The sequence below is a fragment of the Streptomyces sp. NPDC026246 genome (assembly GCF_055567995.1).
On sequence record NZ_JBVHPJ010000004.1, the window covers coordinates 46,457 to 61,968 of the forward strand.

Genomic DNA, 15,512 nt, shown 5'->3' on the forward strand with positions numbered 1-15,512 from the left:
GGCCGGCCCGGGCCCGCGTCAGCCGGTGCGGCATTCGAGGCTGTCGAGGTCGACCGCGTCGGCCATCGCCTTCATGCCCTTGTCGTTGGGGTGGATGTGGTCCCCGCTGTCGTAGACCGGCAGCAGCCGCTCGGGGTCCCGGGGGCTGCGCAGTACGCGGTCGAAGTCGGTCACGGCGTCGAAGGCGCCGCTGTCGCGGATGTAGGCGTTCACCTTGCGGCGCACCGCTTCCGCGGCGGGGTCCCATTCGGGCCAGCCCTTGAAGGGGGCGACGGTGGCGCCGACGACGCACTTCCCGGCCGCGTGCGCCCGGTCGATCAGGGTGCGGTACCCGGTGATCAGCTGGGCGGCGGTGGGGGCGGGTTCGGCCTTGATGTCGTTGACGCCCTGGAAGAGGAAGACGGTGCGCACGCCCGGCAGCGACAGCACGTCCCGGCTCAGCCGGTTCAGGCCGCTCTGCCCCGGCCCGTCGCTGAGGACGCGGTTGCCGGGGATGCCCTCGTTGGCGACGCCCTCGACCGTGCCGGTGGTGGAGTGCGCCAGCCGGCGGGCGAGGTGGTCGGGCCAGCGGCGGTTCAGGTCGGCCGTGGAGTGCCAGCCGGCGGTGATGGAGTCGCCGAGGGCCGCCACGGCCGCCGCGCCTCTGCGGGGCCGCACGGTGACGGCGTCGAGGTAGAACCAGGCGCCCGTGCGCCGCGTCCAGTGCGTCGCGCTCTCCTGCGCGGTGTGGGCGCCGTCGCCGACGTACGACGTCTGCATGGCCGCCGTGTGCCCGGTGAGTGTGCCGCCGGCCCGGGTGACGCGCAGGCTGACGGCGAGGTCGCTTCCGGCGGGGACGTGCCCGGGCAGCGGGTCGCTGAGGACGAGGCCGCCGGCCGGGACGGTGACGGTGGCCGCGCCGTCGAAGGTCAGGGGCCGGTTGCTGCCGGGCACGAGGGCCGCCCCCTCCCGTCGCAGGCCCGCGTGGACGCTGCCGAAGGTGACGGGCCGGTCGCCGAAGGCGTTCGACAGCCGCACCCTGAGGCCGCTGCCGCCGACGCTGGTGTGGACCACCAGCCGGTATCCGCGGTCCCCGCGGGCCGCCTCCCCGACGCGGTGGGCGGAAGCCGCCCAGGTGACGACACCCTGGCCGGACCCGGCCGGTGCGGCGGGCGGCCGGGTCGGCCGGGCGCCCGCCGGGCCCGTGTCCGTCCCGCAGCCCACTGCGACGCAGCAGGACAGGGCGGCGAGGGCGGCACGTCGTCGGGGGCGTGCGGTGCGGGGCATGGTCGGCGCTCCTTCGGCCGGTCGGTGTGCCGCCGGGGACGGGGAGGCCCTCGGGGCGGTGGGTGCGGACGGGGTCGCGGGGCGGGGTCCCGCGCGGTCACCGGGCCGCCGGGAGGGGAACGCGCCTCCCGGGCCGTCCCGGCGTACGCCACCGTAGTCGTACGGTCGCCGACGCCGTGCGGGGCGGCCCGCCGGGCCTGCCGTGCCGTCCCCCTCGGGTGGAGGAGGAACCCGTCGCGTACCCCGGGCCCCGGGGCCGCACGCCACGATCTTGGCGGAGCGGAAGGGTCCGGGTGAGGATGCCGGGATGAAGGGTGACCTCTTTTCCAGTGAGCACATGGTGCAGCCGGCCGTCGCGCCGGGCATGACGGTCGAGAACGCCAAGTGCATCCGGTACACGGTGAACGGCGAGATGCTGGCCCGCCAGGGCGCGATGATCTCCTACCGCGGCAACCTCCAGTTCGAACGCAAGGGCCAGGGCGTGGGCGGCATGCTCAAGCGCGCGGTCACCGGTGAGGGACTTCCGCTGATGGCGGTGCGCGGGCAGGGCGAGGCGTGGTTCGCGCACGAGGCGCAGAACTGCTTCGTCGTCGACGTCGAGCCCGGTGACGAGTTCACGGTCAACGGCCGCAACGTCCTGTGCTTCGACGCCACGCTGTCGTACCGCATCTCCACCGTGAAGGGCGCCGGCATGACCGGCGGCGGACTGTTCAACAGCGTCTTCACCGGTCAGGGCAGGCTGGGGCTGGTCTGCGAGGGCAGCCCGCTCGTCATCCCGGTGTCGCCGCAGTACCCGGTGTACGTCGACACCGACGCCGTCGTGGGGTGGACGGCCGGGCTGCAGACGTCCCTGCACCGCTCCCAGTCCATCGGCTCGATGTTGCGCGGGGGTTCGGGCGAGGCGGTGCAACTGATGCTCCAGGGCCAGGGGTTCGTCGTCGTGCGGCCCAGCGAGGCGACACCGCAGAAGGCAGGGCAGCACTGACACCGCGTGGAGTGATCTGCGCCTCACAGACAACCCGTTCCGTCCGCCCGACGTCTTGACCGGCAACAGACGACGCCCTGGCCCCGGTGGCCAGGGCTGGTTTCCGCCCCTCTATACGCTCCGTGTATACGCTCTATGTATAGATGGAGTGTAGAGACGGTGTGCATACGGACCGAAAGGCATCGATGTACGGCAAGGCATTCGCCCCCGAGTACCAGGGCGCCCTCACGGACCTGTCCGTCAACGCGTCCCTCACCGACGTCCTGGCGGCCGGTACCGCGCAGTTGGAGGCCGCCGAGCGCGCCGGGAGACCCGGGGAGGCCGCGCGCTGCGGGCTCGCGGTGGCCGAGGCCCACCGCCGGCTGGGGCGGATCGAGGAGGCGGACCGGGCGTGGAAGGCCAGCTACCGGGCGGCCCGGCAGGCGCAGGACGCGGGCGCGATGGCCTGGGCCCTGTGGAGCGGCGGGACGCTGGCGCGCCAGCGCGGCGCCTTCCCCCTGGCCCGCCGGCTCCTGCACCTCGCCGCCGAGCTGGGCGACCGCGGCGGGGACGCCCTGGCACGCGGCTACTCCCTGGCCGGGCTGGCGGAGACGGGCCGCATCCAGGGTGACTACGACGCCGTCGGCCGGCTGCACGAGCAACTGCTCGCCGAGGCCCGGCGGCGGGGCGAGGCACGGCACACCGTGTGGGCGCTGGAGGGCATCGCGCAGATGCACCGCAACACCGGCAGGTACGACTCGGCGTACGCCCTGTTCGAGGAGGCGGCCGGGATCGCGGCACGCGCCGAGGACCGGCGGGGTCACGCCTGGGCCCTGCGCGGGATGGCCGACGTGGTGTCCGTGCGCGACGGGGACACCGAACGGGCGCTGGACCTGCTGAGCGACGCCGAGACGACCTGCCGCGCGATGCGGCTGTCGAGCGCGCTCGCCTACAACCACAAGATGCGCGGCAACGTCCTGTACCGGGCCGGGCGTTACGAGCAGGCGCGGGCGTGGTACCAGCAGGCGCTCACCGGGTTCCGCGAGATGAGCGAGCCGCGCGGCGAGGCCCTGTCCCGCCTCGGCCTCGCCAAGTCCCTGGCCCGGCTCGGGCGCGACCGGGCCGAGACGGCCGCGGAACTCGCCGATCTGACGGCCACGTCGGAGCGCATAGGTCTCGGACACACCCGCGCGATGGTGGACCAGGCACGCGTGGAGCTCGGCATACCGGCGGACACCCCTGCGCCGGAGCCGGTCCGCTGACGACCGCGGGGGTGGGACGCGGCGGTTCGGAGGCCACATGGACGCGGGAAACGCAACGTCGACAGGTCCCCCGGGGACGGCTACGTTCCCTCAGACCATCAAGCCCCACCCCCCCTTCCGACCAGGGAGACGCATGTCCACCCTCGCGCTGTACACGTTCGGCGTCCTGACGTCGCCCCTCGCCGACCCCGGACCCCGCACGCGCGAGTTCTACGACCGCGGCGAGGCCGTGTACCGGACGATGGGTCAGCACCCCGGATACCTCGCCCGTGCCGAACCGGCGGGCGGTGACCCGGGCGTGCTCTTCGAGGCGGGCTGGGGCGCATGGGGGCACTTCGCCGCACCGAGCTGGTACGTCAAGGGCCGGACGGCGGACACGACCGCCCTGGCCGCGACCCTCTCGCTCTGGACCGGCCTGCGCCACGCCTTCGACGCCGTCTACCGCGGTCCGCACCGGGAGGCGCTGAGCAGGCGCCACGACTGGTTCGAGAGGACGGGCCACCCGAGTCACGTGCTCTGGTGGGTCGCCGACGGCGTGACACCCACCTGGCGGGAGGGGGTCGCCAAGCTGGAACACCTCCACGAGCACGGCTGCGCACCGCACGCCTTCACGTTCCGCCGGTCGTTCACCCCGCAGGGCACTCCGGTCGATTGACCCGGCGCCCCTTCCCGGGTCAGGGTGCGTCACGGCGCTCCCTCGCAACCCGCGCCGGAAGGATGGCTGCCGTGATCGGCATCCCGGAATTGGAAGCCGCGGCCGACCGGATCGCCGGGCACGTCGTGCACACCCCGACGGTGGACAGCCCGGGGTTGTCGGCGCTGCTCGGTGTCCCGGTCACCGCGAAACTGGAACTGCTGCAGCGCACCGGCTCGTTCAAGGCGCGCGGCGCCGCCGCGAAACTGCTGTCGCTGGACGAGGCCGAACGGGCCGCCGGGGTGGTGGCGGTCAGCGGCGGCAACCACGGGATCGCACTCGCGGTGATGGCAGCCGCCCTGCACGTGAAGGCCACCGTGGTGATGCCCCGCTCGGCGCCCGCCCGCGCCGTGCAGGTCGCGGAGGAGGCCGGGGCGTCGGTGCGGCTGACCGACGACATGGACGGCGCGTTCGCCCTCATGACCCGGTTGCAGCAGGAGGGACTGACGCTCGTCCACCCCTTCGACGACCCGGTGGTGCTCGCCGGCCAGGGCACGGTGGGCCTGGAGTTCGCCGCCGACGCCGGCGACCTCACCGACGTCCTGGTCAGTGTCGGGGGCGGGGGGCTGATCTCCGGGGTGGCCGCCGCGTTGCGGGCGCGCAGGCCGGGCGTGCGGGTGTGGGGTGTGGAGACCGAGGGCGCGCAGGCGATGTCCGAGGCCCTGAAGGCGGGCGGTCCGCTCCCGGTCGCCCTGTCGTCGATCGTCTCCACGCTCAGCGCCCCGGCCGTGTCGCAGCTGACGTACGACCATGTCTCCGCCCTGGTCACCGACGTGCTGGTGGTGCCGGACCGGGAGGCGGTCCGGGGGGTGCTGGATCTGGCCGACCACGCCAAGGTGTGGACCGAACCGGCGGCCGGCTGTCTGATGCCCGCCGCGCGGCAGGTCCTCGACCGGGTGGGCGAGGGTGCCCGGCTGGGGCTGGTGGTGTGCGGGGGCAACGCCACCACGCGGGACGTGATCGCCTGGTCGGAACGCTTCGGGCTGCGCTGAGTCCCGCGCCGGGCCGGTATTTCCCGCGCCGAATTCGGCGGCGGAAGTCGGCGGAATCACCGGCCCGGACCGGGAAAGAGCCCGGCATTTACCGGCGGTTACCGGAGGCCGGAGGCGTTTCGGCGATTCCGGCGCGGCGCGCGGGAATTCCCGGCGCCGGGCCGGGTCCGCCGTCACCCGAGGTGGGCCGCCCGGAAGCGGCGAAGACGGCCTTGCCTCGCACACCTGCTCGGGTCCATTGAACAAAAGACAGGAATGGGCCCGGAGTTGCGATCGGATTGAACACCGGCGGCCCCGCTCGCCGTACCCCTGGAAAAGGGTGAGAGCCAGGTTTCCAGCGAGGGATGGCCATGGGCAGGGCGCACGTCTCCACACACCAGTTGGTCGCCGGCCGGTACCGGCTGCTCGAGATCGTCCAGCGCGAGACCAACCGCATCTGCTGGTACGCCGAGGACCTGGGCGCCGGGGAGATCTCCCGCCCCTGCCTGGTCACCCAGACCGGGCTCCCCCCGGGGCCGCCGGAGGGCGAACGCCGGGCCGCCGCACGCCTGTTGCGCACCTCCGAGGCCATGGCGCTGCTGTGCCCCGGCCGGATCGCCGCGGTCGTCGACGCCGTCGAGGAACCCGGCACCCTGTGGACGGTCAACGAGTGGATCGACGGCACCCCCCTCGCCGAACTCCTGGCCGAGCAGGGCACCTTCAACTACGTGCGCGCCGCCCGCATCGCGCTGGACCTGCTCGACGTACTGGACGCCGCGCACACCGAGGGCATCACCCACGGGGAGCTCAGCCCCGGGCAGATCTTCGTCCGGGAGGACCAGTCGGTCGTGGTCACCGGCTACGGACTGGCCGGCGCGACCCTCGCCCCCCGTCTGACGGCCCCCGCGTACGCCTCTCCGGAGCAGGCCCGGGACCAGCGCATCGGCCCCGCTGCCGATCTGTGGACGCTGGGGGCGCTGCTGTACACGATGGTCGAGGGGCGCCCGCCGTTCCGGGACCGGGGGCGCCCGGAGACCACCCTGAAGGCCGTGGACCGGCTGCCGCTGCGCACCCCGGTGCGCGCGGGCCCGCTCACCCAGGTCGTGCAGGGGCTGCTGCGCAAGGACTCACGTGAGCGGCTGACCCGCACGGTGGTCCGCGAGGCGCTCACCCGCGCGCTCAGCGGCGGCAGCGAGGCGGCCACGGCCGCGGTACCCGCTCCCCGGCTGCGCGGGCTGTACGCCGCCGTGCGGCCCAGGGGCCCGGCCTGGAACAGACGGACCATGGTCGCGGGCACCGCCCTCGCCCTCGTCACGCTCACGGTCGCCGTACTGGCCGCCACCCAGGGCCTGCCCGGCGGCGGCACCGGCGGCGACGCGGCCGACGCGCCCGCCCCGCCACCGGCGTCGGCCGCCTCGCCGGGCGACGGCACCGGACCGGACAGCCCCGCCCCGACCGGCCCGCCCGCCCCGACACGGGACCCCTCCCCCGGCCCGTCGTCCCCGCCCTCCGCACCCCCGCCGTCCGCTCCCGCCACGGCCCTGCCGCCCGGTTTCCACCGCTACCGGGCGCCGGAGGGCTTCACCGTCGCGCTCCCCGAGGACTTCGAGCGGCTGGACACCGACCGCCAGGGCGACCTGGCGTACCGGGTGGTCTTCGGCGCCGACGGCGACGAGCGCACGCTGGCCGTCACCTACAGCGCCCGCGTCGGTCCCGACCCGGTGGCGGTGTGGCGGGACGACGTCGAACCGGACCTGAGACGCTACGGCGGCTACCGGAGGATCGGCGGGATCCGCGCGACCACCTACCAGGGTCGGGAGGCCGCCGACATGGAATGGACGGCGGACGCCGGCGGCACCCGGGTCCACACCTTCGGCCGCGGCTTTCTGCTGGGCGGCGGCGAGGGCTTCTCGCTGCGCTGGACGACACCGGACGCCGACTGGCGGGACCGGCGCAACCAGGAGGCCCTGCGCACCTTCCTGAGAACGTTCCGCCCGGGATCAGTGTGAGCCGCGCGGCGCCCGCAGGGAGGTGAGCGGTCCCGGGTGGAGCGGTGGCGTGTGCCAGCGCGCGGTGAGCGTCCCGTCGGCCGGGGAGCAGGTCACCGCGAGACGGTGCGGGGTCTCGAGGAACAGCACCTCGACCGCGAGCGTGCCGGTGTCGCTCCAGCCGCCGCTGACGGCCGTCGGGACGGGCGTCTCGGCGACCGTCCACCCGGGCGCGCCGATCCGCAGGTCCAGCCGGTCGTCGCGGTCGCGGCCCGTGAGGGACAGTGTCCAGCCCCGTTCGTCCCGTGCCACCGAGGCCGTCCGGACCGGCCCGGACCCGTCGGCGGCGCGGAAGCGCGCGGTGTCCCGGTCCCCGGCCGGTCCCGGTGGCGCGCTCCCGCCCGGGGCGGGCGGCAGCGCGAGGCCGGCGAGGCGCTCGCCCAGTTCCGCGTCGGCGGCCTCGCGGCCCGGCAGCGGCTCGGGGCCGAAGGCGGGCAGCAGGTGCTTCCAGACGAGGTCGAGGTACTGCTGCATCTGCTCGGTGGCGGACGTCGCGGCGATCACCGCGTCCTGCTCGGGCAGGACCATGCAGAACTGGCCGTACGCGCCGTCGCCCCGGTAGCCGTGCCGGGAGGACCAGAACTGGTAGCCGTAGCCCCGGTCCCAGTCGTCGCGGTCCGCCGTCCCCATGGTTTTGGCGGTCGGGGTCCGCGGACGGGCGGCCCGGGCGGCCCACCCCTGCGGCAGCAGCCGCGCACCGTCCCAGACCCCGTCGCGCAGGTACAGCTGCCCGAGCCGGGCGACGGCGTCGGTGGTGGCGTGCAGGCCGCTGAAGCCGATCTCCCGGCCGGTGCGGTCCCGCCGCCACACGGCCTCGCCCACACCGAGCGGATCCAGCAGACGGGGACGCAGGTAGGCGGTGAGCGGCTGCCCGGTCACCCGCTGCACGATGGCGGCCAGCGTGTAGGTGGCGGGCTGGTTGTAGGCGAAGACCGTGCCCGGGTCGGCGTCCGGAGGCACCAGCAGGAACCCGCGCACGGGCTCCGCGGGGTCCTGCGCGTACGCCTCCTGCAGCGTCTCGTGGTCGTGGCCGCTCGCCATGGACGCCACGTGCCGCACGAGGACGGCCCGGCTGCGCGGGTCGGTGACGTCGGCCTCGAACTCGGGGAAGTAGGAGATCACCGGGGCGTCGAAGTCGAGCAGGCCCTCTGCCTCGGCCAGGGCGGCGGCGGTCCCGGTGAAGCTCTTGCTGAGCGAGTACAGCAGCTGGGGGCGGGCCGGGGTGTACGGCGCCCACCAGCCGGCGGCCACCACATGGCCGTGCCGCACGATCATCAGGCTGTGCGGCTCGATCTCGGGCGCGGCCTCGAGGGCGTCCAGGAAGGCGTGGACACCGCGGGCGTCGACGCCCTGGGCCGCCGGGCCGGAGGGGGACAGCGGGACAGGACTCATGGGAGCCATCCTGCCCACCCCCCGTGGTGTTGATCGGCCGTTTTCCCGGCCACTGTCAGGGGACCCGGGGGACATGGTGCAAATCGGATACACGATGATGACCGAGCAGGCCGGCCCCCGCGACCTCGTGGACCACGTGGTACGCGCCGAGGAGGCCGGCTTCGACTTCTCGGTGACCTCGGACCACTACTTCCCGTGGCTGCGTTCGCAGGGCCACTCGCCCTACGCGTGGGCCGTGCTCGGAGCGGCCGCCCAGGCCACGTCGCGTATTCCGCTGATGACGTACGTGACGTGCCCGACGTTCCGCTACCACCCGGCGGTGGTGGCGCAGAAGGCGGCGACGGTTCAGTTGCTCTCGGAGGGCCGGTTCCGGCTGGGACTGGGCTCGGGCGAGAACCTCAACGAGCACGTGGTGGGCGGCGGCTGGCCCTCCGTGGACGTGCGGCACGAGATGTTCGAGGAGGCCGTGGAGATCATCCGCGCCCTCTTCCAGGGCGGTCACGTCAACCACCGCGGCACGCACTTCGACGTGGAGTCCGCGCGCCTGTGGGACCTGCCGGAGCAGGCGCCGCCCATCGGCATCGCCGTCTCGGGCGAGCGGTCGTGCGAACTCGCGGGCCGGCTCGGCGACCTGGTCATCGCCACCGAGCCCAAGGCGGGCCTGCTGGAGGCGTTCGACCGGCACGGTGGCGAGGGCAAGCCGCGCGTGGGCCAGCTGCCCGTCTGCTACGACCCGGACCGGGACGCGGCCGTCGAGCGCGCCCACTCCCAGTTCCGCTGGTTCGGCAGCGGCTGGAAGGTCAACGCGGAACTGCCCCACCCGGACTCCTTCGAGGCGGCGACCCAGTTCGTCACCCCGGACGACGTGGCCGAGTCCATCCCGTGCGGCGACGACCCGGAGGCGTTCGTCGAGGCCGTCCGGCCCTATGTGGAGGCCGGGTTCACCGAGGTCGCCCTGGTCCAGATCGGCGGCGAGTCGCAGCCCGCGTACCTGGACTGGTCGGAGAAGACCCTTCTGCCGGCGCTGCGCGACGCGTTCGCCTGAGGTCCCGCGCCGGCCTCCGCACGGCCTGTCCTCGGACGAGTCGAGCCCTCCGCTCCGGGGGGCTCTTCCTCGTGTGCGTTTCCATCCGCCGCGGCGGGTGCCGATAGGCTTCCGTCCCGCATTCTAGCGCCGCCCCCACCCAGGAGAGTCGTCCGTGACCGTCGCCCTCACCCCGCCCGACACCTCCTCCGCGACCTCCCCCGCGTCCCCCGGGCCCGTGTCCGACCTCGTCGCGCGCGACGCGCGCGAGTTCGGCGCGTACGCCCGGACCGGGGGGTGGGCCTTCGGGCTGAAGGTGGCGCAGTGTGCGGCCCGGCGGGCAGGCGGCGGGCGACACGCCGAAGGTGTCGGCGAAGGAGTTCGCCGAGCTGGCCGGGTGCTCCCCGGAGCGGGTCATGCGGTACTACAAGGCGTGGGACCGGGCGGCCGACGACGGACTGGTGCCGCACTTCGAGGCCCTGACGCCCGGCGAGGAGGTCGAGCTTCCCGACGCGGACGTGTGGCCGGACTACTACGTCTCCCGCAGCAACGCCGGTTCTCAGCGCGGCACCGCCATCACGGAGGCCGCCGCGGCCGAGGGCATCCGGCCCACGAAGGCCCTGGAGGTCGCGGAGAACCCCACCGCGCTGCGCGCCGCGATCCTCGCCGACCCCTCCACCGCCCGCGCGGCCCGCCAGGCCCTGCTGGACCGTGTCCGCGAGGACCCGGAACTGCAGTCGGAGCTGGCCCGTGACGTGGTGCGCACCGATGAGCTGAAGAAGGCCGTCGCCGGGGAGAGCAGGGCGGCCGACCGCATCGGCTACGTGCGCCAGATCGCCGAGTCGGGGCAGATCAAGACACCCGCCGGCCAGACGGTCCAGGCGCCCGCCGAGCTGCGCCAGGAGGCCGAGCGGCATCTGTCGCTCCTCGACGAGCTGGACGAGGGCGAGGACGCCGGCGAGTGGGCCGCGGAGGCCTACGGCACCATGAAGTCGCTGGTCGTCGAGGCCGTTGAGGCCGATCCCGGGCTGCGGGTGCAGGAGCGGCGCACCAGGTTCTACAGCAGTCTGGAGAAGGCGACCAAGGTGTTCGAGGAGCTCACCTTCGACGACGCCGGTGAGTTCTACGAGGACGACATGGTGCAGCGTCTGGAGGAGCTCCAGCGGGCCGTTGCCGTATGCATCGACTCGCTCCGCGGTGCTCGCGGGAATCACCCGTTGAGCTGAGCATCACTGCCGATTCGGGGGTACAAGAGGGCTCTACATCGGTATTCCGGAGGCCCTCTCGTGAACTCGTTCGTCCACAAGACCGTGGTGGTGCAGCTGCAGGCGGGTGACACGGACCGCTTCTCCGTGCTCGCCCACCTCGGCTACGACGCGGCGGACCCGTTCGCCGTCACCGTCGTCTTCAGCCACGACGGCCGGGTTCTGGCCCGGTGGCAGCTGGACCGGGAGATGCTCGGGGAGGCGCTGCGGCGCCCGGTGGGGATCGGTGACGTGCGGATGCGCCCCGAGTCGCGGGGCATGTGGCGGGAGCTGCGCATGGAGTTCCTCGGTGACGTCCGGTCCGACGGCGGCCGTCACCACGCGATCGTGTTCGCCTGGGCCCCGGCGTTGGCGGCGTTTCTGCGGGAGACGCACGAGGTGGTCCCGCCGGGCCAGGAGGAGGTCTGCATCGACGACTTCCTGGCGGACATCCTGGCGGGCAGCTGAGCGGCGGCCGGCTGGGCCGGGACCCCGGCCGACCCGGGTCGAACCACCGGTGCCGGGCTGAGTAGCCGTACTCATGGCACCGCGCACCCGGCGCCGGGACGATGGGCTGCCACGAGAGGAGCCCGCCATGTCCGCGCTGTCCGAGGTGCGTTCGCGTCCGCGCCCGTCCCTGCCCGCCGCGCTCGCCCTGGGCGTGGTCGCGGTGCTGGCGCTGTCCGCCTGGAATCCGCACGACCGCACGACCTGGTTCCTGGAGACGGTGTGGGTCCTCGTGGGCCTGCCGCTGCTGGTGCTGGTGTGGCGGCGCTTCCCGCTCACGCAGCTGCTGTGCTGCCTGCTCGCCGCGCACGCGGTGGTGCTGATGGTGGGCGGTCACTACACGTACGCCGAGGTCCCGCTCGGCGACTGGGCCCGGGACACCTTCGGCCTGGACCGCAACCCGTACGACCGGCTGGGCCATCTGATGCAGGGCTTCGTCCCGGCCGTGCTGGTGCGTGAGCTGCTGGTGCGCACCTCACCGCTGCGGGGCAGCCGCTGGCTGGCACCGCTCACGGTGTGCGCGTGCCTGGCCTTCAGCGCCGTCTTCGAGATGCTGGAATGGGCGGCCGCGGTGGCCGGCGGGCACGCGGCGGACGCCTTCCTGGCGACCCAGGGCGACGTGTGGGACACCCAATGGGACATGTTCTGCGCGCTGATCGGCGCGACCGTCTCCCTGCTGCTGCTCGGCCGGGTGCACGACCGGCAGCTCGCGGCGCGGTGGCCGTCACCGGGCGGTGTAGCGGTGGCGGGTCCACAGGGGCAGGACGAACCAGCACAGCAGGTACCAGCCGACCACCCCGGCGACCAGGTAGGGCACGAAGCCGTTGTGCGTCGCCACGCGCAGGATGAGCAGCAGTGAGGCGGTCGTCGTGGCGAGCAGCAGCAGCAGGCCGAGGAGGGTCAACCGGGAGGCCACCCGCACGGCCTGGGCCTTGATGCGCCGCCCGGCGACCAGGCGGTGCAGGGACACCGGCCCGATGAGCGCCCCGGTGGCGCAGGCGCCCAGGACGACCGTGACCAGGTAGATCGTCTGGTCGGTGGCGGACAGGTCGTCGTACTTGTCGGTGAAGACCACGGTGAGCAGGAAGCCGAACAGGATCTGCACGCCCATCTGCGCGACGCGGACCTCCTGGATGAGCTCCTGCCACATCCGGTCGGCGCGCTCCTCCTCGGTCTCGTTGCGCCCGCGGCGCGCGGCTCCGCCCTCGGACGTCTCCGGCACGGTTCCTCCCGGTGCTCGACGCGGCCTTCCCTCCCCGTGTGCCCCGTAACGCGCCGTCGTCCCCGGTCGGCGCCGGTTTGAACCACCGGTGGACGGTTACACGGACGGCTCGAACGCAGCACATCCCGAGGAGGTCGTGGACGCATGTCCGGTACGCAGCTCACCGTGACGCTCAGCGGCGGAGGCGCCGACGACGCGCGCACGGTCGTCCGGGCCCTGGAGGGCACCTTCGGGGCGCCCGACGAACGCCCGGCCGACGGCAACGCGACGGTGCACACCGCGACTTTCGACGGCGAGACGGACGCGGGTGCCGCCGACGGCGGCGGACAGGACGCGGGACGTCTGTCCGCGCCGGTCACCGTCACCGTGCAGGGCAGCCCCGAGGCCGTGCGCCGGGCGAGCGAGACGCTCACCCGGGTCTTCACGGCCCGCGACGAGGGTGCCGCCTCCGGCGACCAGGAGCAGGAGAGGGAGCTGCACCTGGAGCCGTGACCGCGGGCCCGGCGGCCGGGCAGCCAAGCTGCCCGGCCGCCCGGTCGGCGCTACCAGCGGTGTTCGACCTGGTCCTTGATGCGCCGGTCGTACAGGTCCCGGATGGCGTCCAGTGTCGCGGCGGGCAGCTCCGGCAGCCGGGCCGCGGCCGCGTTGGCACGGGCCTGCTCGGGTGAGCGGGCGCCGGGGATGACGCTGGTGACGCCGGGCTGCTCGATGATCCAGCGCAGGGCCAGCTGGGCCGGGGTGCAGCCCTCGGGAGCGAGCGCGGAGAACTCGGCGGCGGCCTGGACACCGCTGGTGTAGTCGACGCCGGAGAAGGTCTCGCCCACGTCGAAGGCCTCGCCGTGCCGGTTGTAGGCACGGTGGTCGTTCTCCGGGAAGACGGTCTCCTCGGTGTACTTGCCCGACAGCAGTCCGGAGGCCAGCGGGACGCGGGCGATGATGCCGACGCCCGCCGCACGGGCGGCGGGAAGCACCTCGCGCAGGGGCTTCATCCGGAACGGGTTGAGGATGATCTGCACACTGGCCACGTTCGGCCGCGCGATGGCGGTCAGCGCCTCGGCGCAGGTCTCCACGCTGACGCCGTAGGAGGCGATCCGCTCCTCCTCGACCAGGGTGTCGAGCGCGTCGAAGACCTCGTCCGTGGAGTACACGGGTGTCGGCGGGCAGTGCAGCTGCACCAGGTCGATCCGGTCGACGCCGAGGTTGCGGCGGGAACGGTCGTTCCAGGCGCGGAAGTTGTCGAGGACGTAGTTCTCGGGGATCTGCTCGACGCGGCGGCCCATCTTGGTGGCCACCATGACGTGCAGGTCCGGGCGTCCGCTGAGGAACGCGGCGATGGTCTGTTCGCTGCGGCCGTCGCCGTACACGTCGGCGGTGTCGAAGAAGGTCACCCCGGCCTCGGCCGCCGCCTCCAGCACGGCGAGGGCTTCCTTGTCGTCGACGTCTCCCCAGTCGGCACCCAGCTGCCATGTGCCGAGACCGATCACGGAGGCGTGCCGGCCCGACCTGTCGAATGTGCGCTCGTCCATGGGCGTCAGTCTGTCATCTGTCCCCGCCGGGCGCGGAGACGGAGTGCTCCGGTCCGCCCGCCCGGGCCTCCTCGTCCGGCCGGGTCCGGGGAGCGAGGCGTCAGTCGCGGGTGGTGAGCGTCCGGGCCTGTACCGTGCGGGCCACCTTGGGCCCCAGCCAGCGTTTGAAGCGCCGCAGCGACTCCAGTTGCCCGGCCGCCCGGTCGAGCCGGTAGTAGACCTGCGGGGGGATGTGCGGCAGCAGGGGCGAATGGCGCTGGCCCAGCAGGGCGAACATGCGCTCCGGCGGCAGGTGGATGTAGCGCGGGAGGTTCTCGTACCACTGGGCGCTGTAGCGTGCGGCGCTCTGCACGGGGAGCAGGGCCGCCTTGCGTTCGGCTTCGTAGCGGGCCAGCGCCTGGGGCAGGGCGCTGTGCTCGCGCAGCGCGGTGGCCAGGGCGATCGCGTCCTCCAGGGCGAGGGTGGTGCCGGCGCCGATCGAGTAGTGCGTGGTGTGGGCGGCGTCGCCGAGCAGGACGAGGTTGCCGTGGTGCCAGGTGCGGTTGGTCAGGGTGCGGAAGGTCTGCCACGGGCTGCCGCCGGGCCGGCCGAGCAGGGGGTGGCCGTCCAGGACGGTGGCGAAGAGCCTCTCCAGCAGGGCCCGTCCGTCGGCCTCGCTCGCCCGGTCCAGGCCGAGGCCGGTCCAGGTCTCGGGGGCGCACTCGATGACGCAGGTGCTGCGGTCGGCGCCGTATCCGTACCCGTAGCACCAGATCCAGCCGTGCCCGGTGTCGACGAAGGCGAAGGTGAAGGCGTCGAAGACCTTGGTGGTGCCGAGCCAGACGTAGTGGTTGCGCCCGGCCGTGAGCCGGGTGCCGAAGTGCGCGGCGTGCCGTTCGCGCAGAGTGCTGCGGACACCGTCGGCCGCCACGACCAGGTCGGCGTCGGCGGGCAGGTCGGCGGCCGTGACCTCGCGGGCGTACTCCAGCCGGACGCCGAGTGCGCGGGCGCGGGCGGCGAGGACCTCCAGCAGGCGGTGGCGGCCGATGCCGTGGCCCTCGTCGCCGCGGTGCCGGGTCGTCAGGTCGCCGACGTGGGCGACGCCGTCGCGCCAGCGGACGGAGCCGGCGTCCAGGGCCCGGGCCGACTCGGGGTCCTCCTTGTGGAGGCGGTCGAGCAGTCCGCGCCAGTAGGTCACACCCCAGCCGTAGGTGGAGCCCTCCGGGTCGCGTTCGTGGACGGTGATGTCGTGGGACGGGTCCTGCCGCTTGAGCAGGATCGAGAGATACAGACCGGCGGGCCCGCCGCCGACGCAGGCGACCTTCACGCACACCCCTGGGATCACTGAGAGCTGTCGATTGCGGACGCAGAGTAGCAGCAGGGGGCAGTGGTGACCGGGCGGCCGGATCGCGC

13 protein-coding genes and 2 pseudogenes are annotated in these 15,512 nt (G+C 73.7%); 10 read left to right on the forward strand and 5 right to left on the reverse strand.

Annotation, left to right across the window (positions count from 1 at the left end):
- Nucleotides 1–18: 18 nt before the first annotated feature.
- Nucleotides 19–1,266 (reverse strand): SGNH/GDSL hydrolase family protein, encoded by a 1,248-nt coding sequence (locus ACZ4M5_RS12100; RefSeq protein ID WP_467735668.1) that lies wholly within the window; start codon nt 1,264–1,266, stop codon nt 19–21.
- Between the two features lie 307 nt (nt 1,267–1,573).
- On the opposite strand from ACZ4M5_RS12100, the gene ACZ4M5_RS12105 reads away from it, so the two are divergent.
- The 5 genes from ACZ4M5_RS12105 to ACZ4M5_RS12125 all read left to right on the forward strand — a co-directional run bounded on the left by ACZ4M5_RS12105 (nt 1,574) and on the right by ACZ4M5_RS12125 (nt 7,166).
- Nucleotides 1,574–2,251, forward strand: coding sequence for an AIM24 family protein (locus ACZ4M5_RS12105; RefSeq protein WP_398108267.1), 678 nt, complete (start codon nt 1,574–1,576; stop codon nt 2,249–2,251).
- Nucleotides 2,252–2,436: 185 nt separating this feature from the next.
- Nucleotides 2,437–3,492, forward strand: coding sequence for a tetratricopeptide repeat protein (locus tag ACZ4M5_RS12110; protein ID WP_467735671.1), 1,056 nt, complete (start codon nt 2,437–2,439; stop codon nt 3,490–3,492).
- Between the two features lie 133 nt (nt 3,493–3,625).
- Nucleotides 3,626–4,147 carry a DUF3291 domain-containing protein gene (locus tag ACZ4M5_RS12115; RefSeq protein WP_467735673.1) on the forward strand — a complete coding sequence of 174 codons (522 nt, stop codon included), beginning with the start codon at nt 3,626–3,628 and terminating at the stop codon, nt 4,145–4,147.
- Nucleotides 4,148–4,218: 71 nt separating this feature from the next.
- The gene (locus ACZ4M5_RS12120) at nt 4,219–5,178 is read left to right on the forward strand and encodes a threonine/serine dehydratase (protein WP_467735675.1); all 960 of its coding nucleotides are present in this window, start codon (nt 4,219–4,221) and stop codon (nt 5,176–5,178) included.
- Between the two features lie 350 nt (nt 5,179–5,528).
- Nucleotides 5,529–7,166 carry a protein kinase domain-containing protein gene (locus ACZ4M5_RS12125; RefSeq protein WP_467735677.1) on the forward strand — a complete coding sequence of 546 codons (1,638 nt, stop codon included), beginning with the start codon at nt 5,529–5,531 and terminating at the stop codon, nt 7,164–7,166.
- On the opposite strand, the gene ACZ4M5_RS12130 is transcribed toward ACZ4M5_RS12125, so the two are convergent.
- Nucleotides 7,158–8,597, reverse strand: a complete 1,440-nt coding sequence (locus tag ACZ4M5_RS12130; RefSeq protein WP_467735679.1) for a serine hydrolase domain-containing protein — start codon at nt 8,595–8,597, stop codon at nt 7,158–7,160. The two genes, ACZ4M5_RS12125 and ACZ4M5_RS12130, sit on opposite strands and share 9 nt — an antisense overlap.
- 73 nt (nt 8,598–8,670) lie before the next feature.
- On the opposite strand from ACZ4M5_RS12130, the gene ACZ4M5_RS12135 reads away from it, so the two are divergent.
- The 4 genes and pseudogenes from ACZ4M5_RS12135 to ACZ4M5_RS12150 all read left to right on the forward strand — a co-directional run.
- Complete coding sequence (locus ACZ4M5_RS12135; protein ID WP_467735681.1) at nt 8,671–9,642, forward strand: LLM class F420-dependent oxidoreductase; 972 nt, start codon at nt 8,671–8,673, stop codon at nt 9,640–9,642.
- 154 nt (nt 9,643–9,796) lie between these two features.
- A pseudogene (locus ACZ4M5_RS12140) lies at nt 9,797–10,847 on the forward strand (hypothetical protein).
- Between the two features lie 60 nt (nt 10,848–10,907).
- Nucleotides 10,908–11,333: an SsgA family sporulation/cell division regulator gene (locus ACZ4M5_RS12145; RefSeq protein ID WP_467735683.1), complete on the forward strand. Its 426-nt coding sequence runs from the start codon at nt 10,908–10,910 to the stop codon at nt 11,331–11,333.
- A gap of 127 nt (nt 11,334–11,460) precedes the next feature.
- Nucleotides 11,461–12,081 (forward strand): annotated as a pseudogene (locus ACZ4M5_RS12150) (DUF2238 domain-containing protein); the annotation flags it as partial.
- A gap of 15 nt (nt 12,082–12,096) precedes the next feature.
- Here ACZ4M5_RS12150 and ACZ4M5_RS12155 read toward each other — a convergent pair.
- Nucleotides 12,097–12,522, reverse strand: a complete 426-nt coding sequence (locus ACZ4M5_RS12155) for a DUF6328 family protein (protein WP_398108704.1) — start codon at nt 12,520–12,522, stop codon at nt 12,097–12,099.
- 216 nt (nt 12,523–12,738) lie between these two features.
- Here ACZ4M5_RS12155 and ACZ4M5_RS12160 point away from each other — a divergent pair, with 216 nt between their 5' ends.
- A complete protein-coding gene (locus ACZ4M5_RS12160) occupies nt 12,739–13,086 on the forward strand; it encodes a hypothetical protein (RefSeq protein ID WP_467735685.1) in 348 nt (115 codons plus the stop codon).
- 50 nt (nt 13,087–13,136) lie between these two features.
- On the opposite strand, the gene ACZ4M5_RS12165 is transcribed toward ACZ4M5_RS12160, so the two are convergent.
- On the reverse strand, nt 13,137–14,120 hold the full coding sequence (locus tag ACZ4M5_RS12165) for an aldo/keto reductase (RefSeq protein ID WP_467735687.1): 984 nt from the start codon (nt 14,118–14,120) through the stop codon (nt 13,137–13,139).
- Nucleotides 14,121–14,220: 100 nt separating this feature from the next.
- Complete coding sequence (locus ACZ4M5_RS12170) at nt 14,221–15,426, reverse strand: FAD-dependent monooxygenase (protein WP_467735689.1); 1,206 nt, start codon at nt 15,424–15,426, stop codon at nt 14,221–14,223.
- Nucleotides 15,427–15,512: the final 86 nt, after the last annotated feature.

Excerpts from the sequence above, each read along its gene's own strand:
- ACZ4M5_RS12115 (WP_467735673.1), top strand. The coding sequence starts at position 3,626 with ATGTCCACCCTCGCGCTGTACACGTTCGGCGTCCTGACGTCGCCCCTC.
- ACZ4M5_RS12155 (WP_398108704.1), bottom strand. The coding sequence starts at position 12,522 with ATGTGGCAGGAGCTCATCCAGGAGGTCCGCGTCGCGCAGATGGGCGTG.
- ACZ4M5_RS12160 (WP_467735685.1), top strand. The coding sequence starts at position 12,739 with ATGTCCGGTACGCAGCTCACCGTGACGCTCAGCGGCGGAGGCGCCGAC.
- ACZ4M5_RS12135 (WP_467735681.1), top strand. The coding sequence starts at position 8,671 with ATGGTGCAAATCGGATACACGATGATGACCGAGCAGGCCGGCCCCCGC.
- ACZ4M5_RS12100 (WP_467735668.1), bottom strand. The coding sequence starts at position 1,266 with ATGCCCCGCACCGCACGCCCCCGACGACGTGCCGCCCTCGCCGCCCTG.
- ACZ4M5_RS12125 (WP_467735677.1), top strand. The coding sequence starts at position 5,529 with ATGGGCAGGGCGCACGTCTCCACACACCAGTTGGTCGCCGGCCGGTAC.
- ACZ4M5_RS12110 (WP_467735671.1), top strand. The coding sequence starts at position 2,437 with ATGTACGGCAAGGCATTCGCCCCCGAGTACCAGGGCGCCCTCACGGAC.
- ACZ4M5_RS12105 (WP_398108267.1), top strand. The coding sequence starts at position 1,574 with ATGAAGGGTGACCTCTTTTCCAGTGAGCACATGGTGCAGCCGGCCGTC.
- ACZ4M5_RS12130 (WP_467735679.1), bottom strand. The coding sequence starts at position 8,597 with ATGAGTCCTGTCCCGCTGTCCCCCTCCGGCCCGGCGGCCCAGGGCGTC.
- ACZ4M5_RS12165 (WP_467735687.1), bottom strand. The coding sequence starts at position 14,120 with ATGGACGAGCGCACATTCGACAGGTCGGGCCGGCACGCCTCCGTGATC.